Source organism: Aeromonas sp. 603607, from assembly GCF_049171595.1.
GTDB classification, from domain to species: Bacteria; Pseudomonadota; Gammaproteobacteria; order Enterobacterales; family Aeromonadaceae; genus Aeromonas; species Aeromonas veronii.
Genome location: NZ_JAAKOV010000010.1, coordinates 121893 through 135479 on the forward strand (window position 1 = coordinate 121893; position 13587 = coordinate 135479).

Sequence of the window (13587 nt, forward strand, 5' to 3'; positions counted from 1 at the left end):
GAAACGGCAGATTATAGGCGATTATCTCGTCGGCTCCTATTGGTGAGTGTGTCTTAGCCGCTATAATCGCCCACCATTTTTGCAGATGACGGGGGCCAGATGGGACGTAGTCGCGGATTTACCTTCAAACAGTTCCATATCAATCACGATCGCTGCGCCATGAAGGTGGGCACCGATGGCATTTTGCTCGGGGCCTGGGCGCCGGTCGAACAGGCGCGTCGAGTGCTCGATATCGGCACCGGCAGCGGCCTGATCGCCCTGATGCTGGCCCAGCGCAGCAGATCTGACTGCCGTCTTGATGCGGTCGAGCTGGATATTAATGCGGCCAGCCAGGCGCGGGAGAATGCGGCGTCCTCTCCTTGGGCAGATCGGGTGACCATCATAGAGAGTGCCATTCAGGATTATCAGGCCGCCCCTTACGATCTTGTCGTCTCCAACCCTCCCTATTTCGTGGCAGGCCAGTCATTTAGCGATCCGGCGCGGGCGTTGGCCCGCCATACCGGCGCCCTCGACAGCCCCGCATTACTGGCGGCCTGCAATCGTTTGTTGAGCCCGAACGGGCAGGTGGCGCTGGTGCTGCCGACGGCGGTTGCCGATGAAATTTTATGCATTTCGGCGAATTATGATCTGCATGGCATTTGTTATACAGCTGTTATCACCAGAGAGGGTAAAGAGGCAAATCGTGTTTTATTGCTACTTGGCAGAGGATTAAACAGGTGTGAGAGGGGTGAAATTGTGATCCATTCTGCTGATGGGGCCTATTCCGACAGATATATCCAACTGACCAACCCCTTCTATTTGAAGATGTAAATTTCGTCTTGAACTATTTTTTCACGCCATTATGCTGGTTCCAGATCGAGCGCCCGCTCCAGACCAGCTAAAACCACTGGTTGCGATGAAAAAACATGCGGGGCTCTTTTTTTATACCCCCTGAACACACCCGGTCAGCGACCGATAAAAACTATAACAAGCAATAATTTACAAGACAGACGAGGTTGAACTTGACGAAATCACTCACATTGTCCGATGTACTCGGATTAGGGTTTATGACCTTCGCCTTCTACTTGGGCGCCGGTAACATCATTTTCCCGCCGTTGGCCGGTTACATGGCTGGTGAGCACCTCTCCCTGGCGATGTTTGGCTTCCTGGTCACTGCCGTGGGCCTGCCTCTGGTAACCATTCTGGCCGTGGCGAAAGCCGGTAACGGTTGGGCTGGCATGACCAAACTGCTGCCTGCCGGTGTTGCGACTGCGCTGGCCGTTGCCATCTATATCATCATAGGCCCGGCCTTTGCCGCGCCCCGTACCGGTCTGGTTGCCTACGAAATGGGCCTCAAGCCGTTCATCGGTGATATGGGGCAAGCGGGTCTGGCGGCCTATACCGTGATCTTCTTTGGTGTGGCCATTCTGGTCTCCATGAACCAGGGCAAGCTGATGGACGCCATCGGCAAATACCTGACTCCGGTACTGATGCTGCTGCTGCTGACTCTGGCGGTCGGGGTATTCGTAGCGCCGCAAGGCGCCATGCCTGACGCGTCCGGTGACTATCAGAACAGCCCCTTCGTGAAAGGGATCCTGGAAGGTTACAACACCATGGACACCCTGGCGTCCCTGATGTTTGGCGCCCTGATCGTCGATCTGCTGCGCCAGAAAGGCATCAACGATTACAAGAGCCAGTTCAAGTATCTGGCCATTGCCGGCCTCATCTCTGCCGTTGGTCTGAGCGTGGTGTACGTCTCCCTGTTCCAGCTGGGTAACACGGCAGCCGGTGTGGCGACGGATGTCAGCAATGGTGGCGCCATCGTCAACGCCTACGTACTGAGCCTGTTTGGTCAGCCGGGTCAGTTCATTCTGGCGGCCATCATCACTCTGGCGTGTTTTACCACTGCAGTCGGTCTGATCTCCGCCTGTTCCGATTTCTTCCACAATCTGACCGGCATGGCTTACAAGAAGCTGGTGGTGTTGCTGGGCGTTATCTGTGCCGTGGTGGCCAACGTGGGCCTGAGCCAGCTGATCAGCCTCTCCATTCCGGTGCTGGTTGCCATCTATCCGGTTGCCGTGGCGCTGGTGCTGGTCACCTTCCTGAAGGGTTACTTCGGCCGTCCCCGTCTGGTGTTCCGTGGCGTGTTGATGGTTGCCTTCCTGTTCGGGTGCCTGGATGGTCTGGGTGCTGCCGGCATGAAGATGGATGCGTTTGCCTTCCTGCCGCTGTTCGACAAGGGCCTCGCCTGGCTGATGCCGACCCTGCTGGCCTGCGTAGTTGGCGTGATGGTGCGTCCGACACAGATGGCTGCCGAAGCTGCCTGATCACGCCCGATGTGATATTGCCAAGAGCCTGCCCCGTGCAGGCTCTTTTGCTTTCCGTCACTCTGCATTGTGTTTTGCCGGGTTGTGATGGTCACTGCCGGTGACGCTTGCCTGTTCCGCGCTTTTGCTGCCTGTTCTCGCCTCTTTGCTCAATCTCTCTTTACATCATTTTGAGAATGGCAAACTTGTTGGTAATTAATTCTATTTGTTCAAATTGTTTCAATATATTAATTTGATATTGAGATTTGATTCCTTTTATTTATGCTGAGTGCGCAATTCTTGTCCGGTATCCGTACGAGAGAGAAGCAAGAGACATTGTTACCGGTTATCTGCCAGGCAGTGGGTGCAATCAATAACAAGCTGATAAGGCAGATGAGGTTGGGTTTGACGAAATCATTGAAGTTGTCCGACGTATTCGGACTGGGGTTTATGACGTTTGCCTTCTATCTGGGGGCTGGCAATATCATTTTTCCGCCGCTTGCGGGTTTTATGGCTGGTGAGCATCTGCTGGCCGCCATGTGCGGCTTTTTGCTAACGGCAGTGGGCTTGCCGCTGATCACCCTGATTGCGGTTGCCAAGGGGAGTTCGGGGGGCCGCGCGAGTGGCTGGACCGGAATGACCCGCTATCTGCCCGCCGGGGCGGCGACGGCGCTGGCCATCGCCATCTATATCATCATGGGGCCCGCCTTTGCCATTCCCCGCACCGGTCTGGTCGCGTACGAGATGGGGCTCAAGCCCTGGCTCGGCGATGCCGGTCATGAGGGGCTGCTGATCTACACCCTGAGTTTCTTTGCGCTGGTGATCATGGTGGCGCTCGATCGGGGCAAACTGCTCGATGCGGTTGGCAAGTACCTGACTCCCGCCCTGATGGCGATGCTGCTCATTCTGGCGGTCGGGGTCTTTATCGCGCCACAGGGTACCATGCCCGATGCCAGCGGTGACTACATCAGCGCTCCGCTCACCAAGGGGATGCTGGAGGGGTATAACACCATGGATACCCTGGCATCCCTGATGTTTGGCGCACTGATCATCGGGTTGCTGCGCCAGAAGGGGATCGAGGACTATCGCAGCCAGTTCAAATACCTCACCATTGCGGGCCTGATCTCGGCGGTCGGGTTGTCGGCGGTCTATCTCTCTCTTTTCCAGCTTGGCAACAGTGCCGGCGGAGTAGCGAGCGACATCAGCAACGGCGGTGCCATCGTCAATGCCTACGTCCTGAGCCTGTTTGGTCAGCCTGGGCAGCTTATTTTGGCGGCCATCATCACTCTGGCCTGTTTTACCAGTGCAGTAGGCCTACTCTGTGCCGGAGCCGATTATTTCCAAGGTTTGACTGGCTGGGCTTACCACAAGTGGGTGATGCTGCTGGGGGCACTCTGCGCGCTGGTGGCCAATGTGGGGCTGAGTGAGCTTATCAGTCTCTCCATCCCGGTGCTGGTAGCCATCTACCCGGTTGCCATTGCACTGGTGCTGGTGACCTTCCTCAAAGGGTGGTTTGCCCAGCCACGGCTGGCGTTTCGTGGCGTGCTGCTGGTCGCCTTCCTGTTTGGCTGTCTGGACGGACTGGGCGCTGCTGGTATGGCTATGGACGGCTTTGCCTTCCTGCCGCTGTTCGACAAGGGACTTGCCTGGCTGCTGCCAACTCTGCTGGCCTGCATCGTTGGCATCTTGATGCGACCAAACGGAAAGCTGGCTGCCGAAGCGGCTTGATTCAGGATCAACGAGATAGCAAAGAGGCCAGCATCTGCTGGCCTCTTCTGTTTCTGCCGGTTCCGTTACCGGATCAGATTTGCGGGCCTGCTGGCTTGGGTTTGCCATCCAGACCATACCAGTGGGTTTCTACCCGTCCGGCATGCCACTCGAAGGTGCCCCAGGGCTGTTTGGTTTCCCAGCGCGGGAAGTTGATGAGAACCCGGTTATCTTCGTACTTGTAGAGGGAGGTGCTGATCTGAATGTCCGACAGGATCAACAGTAGTGCCCAGCAGATGAAAATCCATTTCAATGCTTTCCACATAGGATTACTCGAAGCAAATTTCGATAGTGGCGCGACCGAAATCGGATTCGAACGGCATCATTATCTTGGTGCCATCGGCCCTGTGGGTGATGGTGTGGTTGGGGCCGGAGACGATGATGGGGGTCGCCATGTCAAACTCGTAGCCCTTCTCGCCCAGCATCCGCTTGGCACCGCCGGTCACCATGTTGGTGATTTCACCGACCATGTCGGTCACCTCTTCATTGATGGAGGCGGGAGCTTCCCCCAGCATGCGACGCATGATCTCCAGCGCCAGCCCCTTCTCGAAGCTGATGGAGAGGGAGCCGCGGGTCTGCGGGCCGACCATGCCGATCAGACCGGAGACGTCGCCGCGCGCCAGCTCATCCATCTTGCGTTTCGGTTTGCCCGGTTTTAGTTCCAGCTGTGCCATGGTCGAGAGCACATTGAGCAGAGATAGCAGGAACGGATTTACAAAATCAGCCTTCATGATGACTTCCTACAGTGGGCGTACAGCGAGCACATTGGCCATGTGCCTCTATTGTCTTATTGGTAATCGTAAAGCCATGCAAGTGGGCCTGCTCGGAAAACGCGCTATCTATTGCACTATCGTGAAGTTCGACCACATCCCCGCACTCGTCGCAGATCAGCAGCTGCATCGGGTGAGCGTGATCGAAGTGGCAGCAGAAGATAAACGCGTTGAGCGATTCCACTTTGTGAGCAAAGCCCTGTTCGAGCAAAAAATCGAGTGCCCGATAGACGGTTGGCGGCTTGGCATTGGCTTCGGTTTGTTGCAGCTGGGCCAACAAATCATAGGCGCTGATGGCGTTGCCGTGTGCCGCCAGCAGGCGAAATACCTGACGTCGGGTCGGGGTGAAGCGGATCCCTCGCTGTATACAGAGTCGCTCGGCTCGTTGTAAAAGTTGGTCTTGATTCATGATCGCGCAGATACCCTTTCTATTAGCCGGATACTATCACAGGGCCTCGCATGGCGCGGCGACAAAATTCATTTTCTGGGGCTGCTTCACGTTGTGATAAAATCCGCCCCTTTCTTTAGCCAACCCGGATGATTTTTATGCAGGCGCAGCGTTTTTCCATCGCCCCCATGCTGGACTGGACTGATCGGCATTGCCGTTACTTTCATCGACTGATGAGTCGCCAGACCTTGCTCTATACCGAAATGGTGACCACCGGTGCCATCATCCACGGCAAGGGGGATTATCTGGGTTACAGCGAGCAGGAGCATCCCATCTCCCTGCAGCTGGGGGGCAGCAATCCGGCCGATCTGGCGCGCTGTGCCAAGCTGGCCGAGGAGCGCGGCTATGACGAGGTGAACATCAACGTCGGCTGCCCCTCCGATCGGGTGCAAAACGGTCGCTTTGGCGCCTGCCTGATGGGCGAACCGGCGCTGGTGGCGGACTGCGTCAAGGCAATGCGCGATGTGGTCGATATTCCGGTGACGGTGAAGACCCGTATCGGCATCGACGATCAGGACTCCTACGAATTTCTGCAGACCTTTATCGAACAGGTGCGCGATGCCGGTTGCGATACCTTTATCGTCCATGCCCGCAAGGCGTGGCTGAGCGGCCTAAGCCCCAAGGAGAACCGCGAGATCCCGCCCCTCGATTATCCCCGCGTCTATCGGGTCAAGCAGGATTACCCGGAGCTGACCATTGCCCTCAACGGCGGCGTCACCTCCATGGAGCAGGCTCTCGAGCACCTGCAACACGTCGATGGCGTCATGATGGGGCGTGAAGCCTATCAGAACCCCTACATTCTGGCGCAGGTGGACAATCTGGTGTTCGGCCAGAACAACGCCGTGCCGAGCCGCCACGAGGTGGTGCGGATGATGCTGCCCTATATCGAGCAGGAGCTGGCCAAGGGCAACTACCTCTCCCATATGACCCGCCACATGCTGGGGCTGTTCCAGAACATGCAGGGGGCTCGCGCCTGGCGCCGTCACCTGAGCGAGAACGCCTACAAACCGGGCGCCGGTATTCAGGTGGTGCTGGATGCCATGGCCAAGGTGCCGGAGTTTGCCAGCAGCGAGACGGCCGAATAAGCCGCTTTGTCAGGGCAAGAACCACAAAAAGCGCGTCAATCGACGCGCTTTTGGTTTTTCTGGTCAGGGTCACCCTGATGTGTTGTCAGAAGCCGTACTGTAGTCGTGTATCTCTCCGGGGCGCGGAGTAAAACGTGGATCGCCATCTTTGTATTCACGAACAAGCTGCATGGTCTTGCAGAAGCTGGCCTGCTTGTCGTACTCCTGCCGGGCAAGATCGATGGCCCGCTCGGCCCGGCGCCGCTCCATCTTGTCAGACTTGCGATCGCTGAACTGTTGCTGCTGATGCAGCATCCAGCCGACAAACTCTTGCTGGCATTGGGATTCGCGATTGGCCTGCGCAGGCAGGGTCCACAACAACGAGAGCAGTATCAGGTAGCGCATGACTGAGTGGAGATTGAAGATTAATTGAACAGAAGGGGCGGCATTTTAGGCTGGAAATCATGGTGTGAACAGTATCAATAGCGAGGCCCTGCGGGGCCTCGCATCGTTGTGGCCGGTGTCAGTGTTTGATCAGATAGAGCTGGCGGCTGTAGGCCACATCCTCCGGGTTGTTGATGGGGTAGCCCTTGAGCCATGGCTTGATGAGTCGGGCATTGGTGTACTGGTAGATGGGGGCGATGGGGGCCTGATCCAGCAGGATCGCTTCCGCCTCGCCAAACAGCTTGCTGCGGCTGGCGGCATCCTGAGTGCTGGCCGCCTCTACCAGCAGCTGGTCATAACGGGCATTGGCAAAGCCTGCCATATTGCCGCTGTGACGGGAGCCCCACAGGCCGAGGAACGCTGAAGGGTCGTTGTAATCGGCGACCCAGGATGAGCGGATCACCTCGAACTGACCGCTCTGGCGGCTGTCGAGATAGGTTTTCCACTCCTGATTGGTCAGCTCGACCTCGGCGCCCAGCTTCTGCTTCCACATGCTGGCAATCGCCAGTGCCATCTTCTTGTGAATTTCCGCGGTGTTGTAGAGCAGGGTCAGCTTGAGCGGCTTGTCCGGGCCGTAACCGGCTTCCTTGAGCAGGGCCTTGGCCTTGCTGTCCAGCTCCGGCTGGCTGCTGGTGGAGAGCAGGTTGGCGGTTGGGGTAAAGCTGGCGGTCACATCCGGAGTGAAGTGATAAGCCGGTTTCTCGCCGGTACCGAGCACTTTGTCGGCGATCAGGGCGCGGTCGATGGTGTAGGAGAGCGCCTTGCGCACCCGCACATCGTTCAGTGGCGCCTCACGGGTATTGAAAGCGTAGTAGTAGGTACCGAGCTGATCCGGGGTGTAGACCTCATTCGGGATCTGTAGCTTCAGCTTGTCGTACTGATCCTTGGGGAAGGATTCGGTGATATGCAGATCGCCCGCCAGATAGCGGTTGGTGGCCGCGCTCTCCTGATTGATAGGCATGAAGATCACCTTGGTCAATACGGTATGGGCCCGATCCCAGTAATAAGGGTTGGGGGTCAGCTCCAGCTTCTCGTTGACCACCCGGTTGTTCAGCACAAAGGCACCGTTGCCCACCAGTTTGCCGGGGTGGGTCCACAGGTTGCCGTACTGCTCGATGCTGGCTTGATGGAGCGGCGACAGGCTGGGGTGGCTCAGCAGGTTCAGGAAGTAGGGCACCGGCTGGGAGAGGGTCACCTGCAGGGTGTGATCATCGAGGGCCTTGACCCCCAGCTCGCTGGCAGGCAATTTGCCAGCGACTATCTCGTCCACCTTGTCGAAACGGGCCAGTTGGGCAAACCAAGCGAAGGTGGCCGCCTCTTTCGGGTCGACCAGCTTGCGCCAGCCGTAGACGAAGTCGCCGGCCTTGACCGGATCGCCGTTGGACCAGCGCGCATCCGGGCGCAGATGGAAGGTAAAGAACTGGTTGCCCTTGTTCTCCCAGCTGGCCGCCACCCCGGCAACCGGTTTGCCATCCGGCCCCTGGGTCAACAGCCCCTCGAACAGATCCCGCAGTACCTGCAACTCCGGCAGGCCGACCAGCTTGAGCGGGCTCAGGCTCGCAGGTTCATCCTTGAGGTGGCGAACGACAATCTGCTCGGCGGCGAGTTGTGTTCCGGCGGGAATATCGGCAGCCTGGACAGCAGCACAGCCCAGCAGGGCCAGCAAGGGGGTCCATCCTTTCATGGGTCGGATCCTTCAAATAGTGTGAAGCGGGGAGAAAACTCGGCGAGAAAATATCGCCGACAGATGGGAAATCATGATATCCCGTTTGCTGGTCTGACCGCCAGCATTCGACTCTCACTCCCAATCGGGGTAGAAGAGCGTTCCCGGCGTCTGTGCAGTTCAATGTGGTGAGGAGTGTCAAACGATGAAAGCATGGTTATTGCTGGCCTGTGTGTTGAGCCAGGGTGCCTGGGCGTTGGCCCCGTGCCAGAGCGACACGGCGGTGGGCAACTGGTGCGAGATCGGCATCGATGCCTTGCACCCGACTCAGGGGGGCGTCGGCCAGATCCAGGTCGATGAGACCCAGGCCACATTGGCGGGCATGAGCGCAAAGCAGCTCGACAAGTTGATGAAAAAGAAAGAGATCCCCGTGGTGATTGCGCCGGATGGCAGCTACTGGCTGGTGGACAGACACCATCTCACCAAGGCGCTGTGGCAACAAGGAGTCAAGGATGCGCGGGTCAAGGTGATTGGCCGCCTGCAGGACAAAGCCAACTTCTGGAGTCAGATGCAGAACAACCACTGGGCCTGGCTCAAGGATGAGAAGGGACAGCCGCTGACCCCGGAGCAGTTACCGACCAGTATCGACAAGCTGCCTGATTATCCCTATCGCACCCTCGCCGGACTGCTGCAGAATGCGGGCTACTTTCGCAAGGACAAACAGGTCTATTTCGTCGAGTTTGCCTGGGCCAGCTGGCTCGGCAAGCAGATGCAGTGGATGCCGGTGGACAGCGCCAATCTGGCGGCCCGCCTGCAACAGGCCAAACGGCTCGCCTGCGGCAGCGATGCCAAAGAGCTACCCGGTTATCCCGGCAAGCAGTGCAGCCTCAACCAGTCCAAAAGCGCGCAATGAGTGGATGTGCGATGCCGGCACCCTGAGCATGCCGGAGATAAAAGAGGGCGACCCCGGGGTCGCCCTTATGCTGTCAGCTACTGGTTAGCGGTGGTCACTCATGGCGCTCCGCCCAGCGGACAGCCGCCTGCTCAAGCAGGGCGACGTCACCTTGCTGGATCAGCGGTAGCAGATCGTTGACCTGTTGATCCGGCCAATCCCACCAGGCGAGGGCCTGTAGCCGGGCAATCTCCTCCTCGCCAAAGCGCATCCGCACCACCCTGGCCGGGGTGCCCGCCACCATGGCATAGGACGGCACATCCTGATTGACCAGCGAACGGGCGGCGATGATGGCGCCGTCGCCGATGGTGACGCCAGGCATGATCATCGCCTCCATGCCGATCCAGACATCGTTGCCGATGCGGGTATCGCCAGCGGGGCGGTAGCTGCGCTTGAGCGCCGCCAGATCGGCGAACGGATAGGTGCTGATGAAGGACGTGTTGTGGGTGTGGTTGCCGCCCATGATGATCTTTACCCCGGCGGCAATCTGCACATAGTCGCCGATATGGAGCCGGTCGATATGCCAGAGCGGCTCCCAGCCGGTTTCCGGGCTGCGGCTGAAGGGATCGCCATGGAGGTAGCGCACTGCCACCTCTTCGAAGGGACCATCCCAGGCACCCGAGTAGTAGCTGTGCTGCCCCTTTAGGCAGATATTGGGGTTGGTCACCGTCAGGTGCAGGTATTCGACCTGCGACCAGTGTTGGCAGGTGTTCATGTTGGTACTCCTTTGCTGAATGGATCGGATGGGTTGCGTTCGCTTGAGCGCAGCTAATAGATCCAGACCAGCATGCGGGGCACGCAGAGCAGGGAGCAGCCCAGCATCTGCGGGAGTCGTGGTCGCATTGTGGGGCTCCAAAGAAGGGGGGCAAGGGCGCGATCATAAAGTCGGGCGCCGGGTTTGCCAAGGTTGCGCAGAGATCCTGCACTAACCCTCTGGTTGATATTTATTCTCAATTAGCCATGATAACACTCCCACCATGACGGATTCGGGAGAGCGAGATGACACCGCAAAGTTGGCAACGATACATGCTGGAGGCGGAGCGTGCCTGGCAGGCCGGTTCGCTGGGTGCAGCGATCTGCTTTTATCAGCAGGCGCTGGGGGATGTTTACGAGATGACCCAGGTGGAGTTGACCGAACTGGCCACCATGCGAGTCGCCACCTGCCACCGGCTGGCCGACTTCTGGCGGGCGATGGATGAGCCGACTTACGAGCTGCGCTACCTGAAGCTCGCCTCCGAGCTGGTGACGGCGCTGGTGCCACAATGCCCCAACCGGGAGTGCGAGGCACTGATCAGCGAGTTGGGTTGCTGTCGCGGCGCCCTGCTCGCCTTTCTCAAGCGTCACCCCAATCCGGAAATTGCCCGGCTGATCCAGCTGCAGGACAAGGTGCAGGGCTGCGAGCTGATCGGCCGTTTTCGACTCAACTGACTGGCGTTGAGCGGCAGCTCAGCTCCGCCGTTTGAGTGTCTGGGCGATCCGTTGTTGCGCCTCTTCCCCTTGCAGTGCCTGGGCGAAGGCGCGCGCCTCCAGATCGATGACAAAGTGCACCGCCTGTTTAAGCTCCTGTTTCAGCAGCGCCTTGCTCTTTTGTAGCGCTCTGGGCGGTTTGGCCGCCAGCTTCAGCCCCTGCTCGCGGGCAAAGGAGAGCACTCCATCGGCCGCCACCACCTTGTTGGCCAGCCCGAGACGTAGCGCTTCCTCGGCATCCATCGCCTCGGCCAGCAGCAACAGCTCGGCCGCCTTGAGGTGTCCCACTAGACGTGGCAGCAGCAGGCTGGAGGCGAACTCCGGCACCAGTCCCAACTCGACGAAAGGAAGCTGCAAGCGGGCATTATCCCCCAGATAGACCAGATCGCAGTGCAGCAGAATGGTGGTGCCAATCCCCACCGCCGGGCCGCCAACAGCGGCGATCACGGGTTTGGGGAAATCGGCCAGGGTGTGGAGGAACTGCAGTATGGGGTCGTCGGGTTCCAGCGAGCTCTTGCCCATAAAGTCGGCCAGATCATTGCCCGCGGTAAAGCAATCCTGCTGCCCCTGCAACAGCAGGACATGCACCTCCTCATCGGCTGCCGCCTCTCGCAGCGCTGCCACCAGTTGCTTATAGAGCTCGGTATTGAGGGCGTTGCGCTTGTCGGGGCGGTTGAGGGTCAGGGTGAGCAAGCCATCCTGCTGCTCGGCAATGAGAATGGGGGCCATGTCTAAATCCTTGTTATTGAAAGGTGCAAAAAAGGTTGCCGCTGGGGTAACCTTGGCGCCGTTTAACAACATCATAAAAGGATTTCAACCATGTTTAAACGTGCGTTTTATTCTCTGCTGGTTCTGGGGATGACTGCGCCAGCACTGGCCAAGGTCGAGGCCGTCGACGGCTATGTGCGCCTGTTGCCGCCGGGCTCCCCCAACACTGCCGCCTTTATGGTGCTCAAGAATGACGCCGACCAGCCGGTCAAGCTGGTGGCGGCGGCTTCTGCGGCGGCGGGGCGTGCCGAGCTGCACACTCATCTGCACGAAAATGGTGTGATGAAGATGCGTCAGGTCGAGAATATCGAGATCCCGGCCAAGGGCGAGGCGGTGCTGAAACCGGGCAGCCTGCACATCATGCTGTTTGAGGTGGGTACGCTCTCCGAGCAGACTCCTTTCCCGCTCACCCTCACCATGGACGATGGTCAGAAGCTGGAGCTGTCACTGCCGGTGAAGCCGATTGAGCCGATGGCAGAGATGAAGCATATGAAGCACTGACATTTGTCGTCGTTTGTTCAGGATTGACGCTGGGTATTTTGGCTGCACCGAGTAAAATAGTGCTCTTTTCCATGTATGCAAGAGGAAGTGACGTAATGAAAAAGACGCTGATTGCCGGTTTTGTGCTGGCTCTGTGCAGCCAGAGTGCCATGGCCGCTAATGACTGGCGTTTTGCCGCCGGTGCCGACGTATGGGCAGCCAAGGGCAGTGGTCAGGCTTATGGCACCAGTGCTGATGGCAGCTATGACGACAGCTACAACTGGAACGGCTATCTGCAACTGGAGCACGGCATCATCCTCCTGCCGAACGCCAAGTTTGAAGTCTCCGATTTCAGCACCTCCGGCGGCAACTTCAAGAACGACCTGACCGCCTACGATCTGAGCCTCTACTACCGTCTGTTCAACAACGATCTGTTCAAGATCGATCTGGGTATGACCGGTCGTCACTACGATGGCGAGCAGGTCTACTCCGGCCGCAAGGGTTATGACGAAGATACCCTGATGGCCTATGCCGGCAGTGAAGTGAAGATCCCGGGCACCGGCATCGCCTTCTTCGGCGATCTGCGCACTCACGATGCGGACAACTATGACTACCGTCTGGGTGGTTCCTACAAGTTCTCCTCCATGCCGATCAAGCTGCGCGCCGGTTGGCGTGAAGCCAAGGTCGACTTCGACAACGTTGACCAGCGTATCGATGGCTGGTTCATGGGCGGCGAATTCACTTTCTAATCTGACCGTCAACTGACGACGAAGAGCGATAATGGGCCACATCATAGTGACAGGTGCCGGTTCTGGTCTCGGCCGGGCGCTGACCATCGGGCTGGTTGAGCGGGGCCATCAGGTCTCCATGATGGGGCGCCGTTATCAGCGACTGCAGGAGCAGGAGCAACTGCTCGGCAGCGCGGTGATCGGCATCGCTGCCGATCTGGCGCACCATGAAGAGGTCGATGTCGCCTTCGCTGCTGCGGTGGAGTGGGGCGGCCTGCCCGACATGGTGATCCACTGTGCCGGGGTGGGCGAGTTTGGCCCGGTCGGTGTCTATACCGCCGAGCAGATCCGCCGGGTGGTGGAGAGCAACCTTATCTCCACCATTCTGGTGGCCCAGCAGACGGTGCGGCTTGTCGGTGAGAAAGGCGGAGTGCTGGCCAATGTACTCTCCTCCGCCGCTCAGGTGGGCAAGGCCAACGAGAGTCTCTACTGCGCCTCCAAATGGGGGATGCGCGGCTTTCTGGAGTCGTTGCGCGCCGAGCTGAAAGGCTCGCCACTGCGGCTGGTCAACCTCTACCCGAGCGGGATCCGCAGCGAATTCTGGGATAACTCGGATCACGTGGACCCGAGCGGCTTCATGACCCCGGAAGATGCGGCGGCCTATATGCTCGACGCACTGGAAGCCAGAAGCAGCTGCCACGTGACCGACCTCTTTATCGGTCGCAATCCCTGAGGCTAAGCTAGCCATCCG

General features: G+C 58.6%; 16 protein-coding genes. 9 read left to right on the forward strand and 7 right to left on the reverse strand.

Annotation, left to right across the window (positions count from 1 at the left end):
- Positions 1-99 precede the first annotated feature (99 nt).
- From G5315_RS11405 to brnQ (G5315_RS11415), 3 genes are all read left to right on the forward strand, one after another.
- Positions 100-810, forward strand: coding sequence for a tRNA1(Val) (adenine(37)-N6)-methyltransferase (locus tag G5315_RS11405; RefSeq protein ID WP_421333069.1), 711 nt, complete (start codon positions 100-102; stop codon positions 808-810).
- Between the two features lie 191 nt (positions 811-1001).
- Positions 1002-2306 (forward strand): branched-chain amino acid transport system II carrier protein, encoded by a 1305-nt coding sequence (gene brnQ, locus G5315_RS11410; RefSeq protein ID WP_266135400.1) that lies wholly within the window; start codon positions 1002-1004, stop codon positions 2304-2306.
- Positions 2307-2735: 429 nt separating this feature from the next.
- Positions 2736-4013: a branched-chain amino acid transport system II carrier protein gene (brnQ, locus tag G5315_RS11415; protein ID WP_421236121.1), complete on the forward strand. Its 1278-nt coding sequence runs from the start codon at positions 2736-2738 to the stop codon at positions 4011-4013.
- 73 nt (positions 4014-4086) lie between these two features.
- Here brnQ (G5315_RS11415) and G5315_RS11420 read toward each other — a convergent pair whose 3' ends face one another.
- Genes G5315_RS11420 through zur form a run of 3 tightly spaced genes read right to left on the reverse strand, consistent with a single transcriptional unit; the run spans position 4087 to position 5231 of the window.
- Positions 4087-4317, reverse strand: coding sequence for a hypothetical protein (locus G5315_RS11420; protein WP_160882368.1), 231 nt, complete (start codon positions 4315-4317; stop codon positions 4087-4089).
- Positions 4318-4321: 4 nt separating this feature from the next.
- On the reverse strand, positions 4322-4783 hold the full coding sequence (locus G5315_RS11425) for a chemotaxis protein CheX (RefSeq protein WP_005343179.1): 462 nt from the start codon (positions 4781-4783) through the stop codon (positions 4322-4324).
- Positions 4773-5231, reverse strand: a complete 459-nt coding sequence (gene zur / locus G5315_RS11430; RefSeq protein ID WP_160882369.1) for a zinc uptake transcriptional repressor Zur — start codon at positions 5229-5231, stop codon at positions 4773-4775. Before zur ends, G5315_RS11425 begins: the two co-directional genes overlap by 11 nt.
- 137 nt (positions 5232-5368) lie before the next feature.
- Here zur and dusA point away from each other — a divergent pair, with 137 nt between their 5' ends.
- Positions 5369-6355: a tRNA dihydrouridine(20/20a) synthase DusA gene (gene dusA, locus G5315_RS11435; RefSeq protein WP_421333070.1), complete on the forward strand. Its 987-nt coding sequence runs from the start codon at positions 5369-5371 to the stop codon at positions 6353-6355.
- 69 nt (positions 6356-6424) lie between these two features.
- Here dusA and G5315_RS11440 read toward each other — a convergent pair whose 3' ends face one another.
- Positions 6425-6739, reverse strand: a complete 315-nt coding sequence (locus G5315_RS11440) for a hypothetical protein (RefSeq protein WP_421230976.1) — start codon at positions 6737-6739, stop codon at positions 6425-6427.
- Between the two features lie 118 nt (positions 6740-6857).
- Positions 6858-8462 (reverse strand): peptide ABC transporter substrate-binding protein, encoded by a 1605-nt coding sequence (locus tag G5315_RS11445; RefSeq protein ID WP_421333071.1) that lies wholly within the window; start codon positions 8460-8462, stop codon positions 6858-6860.
- Between the two features lie 184 nt (positions 8463-8646).
- Here G5315_RS11445 and G5315_RS11450 point away from each other — a divergent pair, with 184 nt between their 5' ends.
- Entirely contained in the window at positions 8647-9354 is a 708-nt protein-coding gene (locus tag G5315_RS11450; RefSeq protein WP_139436982.1) for a ParB-like protein, read from the forward strand.
- 94 nt (positions 9355-9448) lie between these two features.
- On the opposite strand, the gene G5315_RS11455 is transcribed toward G5315_RS11450, so the two are convergent.
- Positions 9449-10108, reverse strand: coding sequence for a CatB-related O-acetyltransferase (locus G5315_RS11455; protein ID WP_421263394.1), 660 nt, complete (start codon positions 10106-10108; stop codon positions 9449-9451).
- Positions 10109-10392: 284 nt separating this feature from the next.
- On the opposite strand from G5315_RS11455, the gene G5315_RS11460 reads away from it, so the two are divergent.
- Positions 10393-10821 (forward strand): DUF2753 family protein, encoded by a 429-nt coding sequence (locus tag G5315_RS11460; protein WP_005335785.1) that lies wholly within the window; start codon positions 10393-10395, stop codon positions 10819-10821.
- 18 nt (positions 10822-10839) lie between these two features.
- Here G5315_RS11460 and G5315_RS11465 read toward each other — a convergent pair whose 3' ends face one another.
- Positions 10840-11589, reverse strand: coding sequence for an enoyl-CoA hydratase-related protein (locus tag G5315_RS11465; protein ID WP_421333072.1), 750 nt, complete (start codon positions 11587-11589; stop codon positions 10840-10842).
- A 90-nt stretch (positions 11590-11679) separates the two neighbouring features.
- Here G5315_RS11465 and G5315_RS11470 point away from each other — a divergent pair, with 90 nt between their 5' ends.
- From G5315_RS11470 to G5315_RS11480, 3 genes are all read left to right on the forward strand, one after another.
- Entirely contained in the window at positions 11680-12129 is a 450-nt protein-coding gene (locus G5315_RS11470) for a copper chaperone PCu(A)C (protein WP_058059691.1), read from the forward strand.
- Between the two features lie 95 nt (positions 12130-12224).
- Complete coding sequence (locus G5315_RS11475) at positions 12225-12857, forward strand: TIGR04219 family outer membrane beta-barrel protein (protein WP_421333073.1); 633 nt, start codon at positions 12225-12227, stop codon at positions 12855-12857.
- Positions 12858-12888: 31 nt separating this feature from the next.
- Positions 12889-13569, forward strand: a complete 681-nt coding sequence (locus G5315_RS11480; protein ID WP_139461080.1) for an SDR family oxidoreductase — start codon at positions 12889-12891, stop codon at positions 13567-13569.
- Positions 13570-13587 lie beyond the last annotated feature (18 nt).

Coding starts and splice junctions, on each gene's coding strand:
- G5315_RS11465 (WP_421333072.1), bottom strand. CDS start 11,589: ATGGCCCCCATTCTCATTGCCGAGCAGCAGGATGGCTTGCTCACCCTG.
- G5315_RS11460 (WP_005335785.1), top strand. CDS start 10,393: ATGACACCGCAAAGTTGGCAACGATACATGCTGGAGGCGGAGCGTGCC.
- zur (WP_160882369.1), bottom strand. CDS start 5,231: ATGAATCAAGACCAACTTTTACAACGAGCCGAGCGACTCTGTATACAG.
- brnQ (WP_421236121.1), top strand. CDS start 2,736: ATGACGTTTGCCTTCTATCTGGGGGCTGGCAATATCATTTTTCCGCCG.
- dusA (WP_421333070.1), top strand. CDS start 5,369: ATGCAGGCGCAGCGTTTTTCCATCGCCCCCATGCTGGACTGGACTGAT.
- G5315_RS11455 (WP_421263394.1), bottom strand. CDS start 10,108: ATGAACACCTGCCAACACTGGTCGCAGGTCGAATACCTGCACCTGACG.
- G5315_RS11405 (WP_421333069.1), top strand. CDS start 100: ATGGGACGTAGTCGCGGATTTACCTTCAAACAGTTCCATATCAATCAC.
- G5315_RS11445 (WP_421333071.1), bottom strand. CDS start 8,462: ATGAAAGGATGGACCCCCTTGCTGGCCCTGCTGGGCTGTGCTGCTGTC.
- G5315_RS11475 (WP_421333073.1), top strand. CDS start 12,225: ATGAAAAAGACGCTGATTGCCGGTTTTGTGCTGGCTCTGTGCAGCCAG.
- G5315_RS11420 (WP_160882368.1), bottom strand. CDS start 4,317: ATGTGGAAAGCATTGAAATGGATTTTCATCTGCTGGGCACTACTGTTG.
- G5315_RS11440 (WP_421230976.1), bottom strand. CDS start 6,739: ATGCGCTACCTGATACTGCTCTCGTTGTTGTGGACCCTGCCTGCGCAG.
- G5315_RS11425 (WP_005343179.1), bottom strand. CDS start 4,783: ATGAAGGCTGATTTTGTAAATCCGTTCCTGCTATCTCTGCTCAATGTG.
- G5315_RS11450 (WP_139436982.1), top strand. CDS start 8,647: ATGAAAGCATGGTTATTGCTGGCCTGTGTGTTGAGCCAGGGTGCCTGG.
- G5315_RS11470 (WP_058059691.1), top strand. CDS start 11,680: ATGTTTAAACGTGCGTTTTATTCTCTGCTGGTTCTGGGGATGACTGCG.
- G5315_RS11480 (WP_139461080.1), top strand. CDS start 12,889: ATGGGCCACATCATAGTGACAGGTGCCGGTTCTGGTCTCGGCCGGGCG.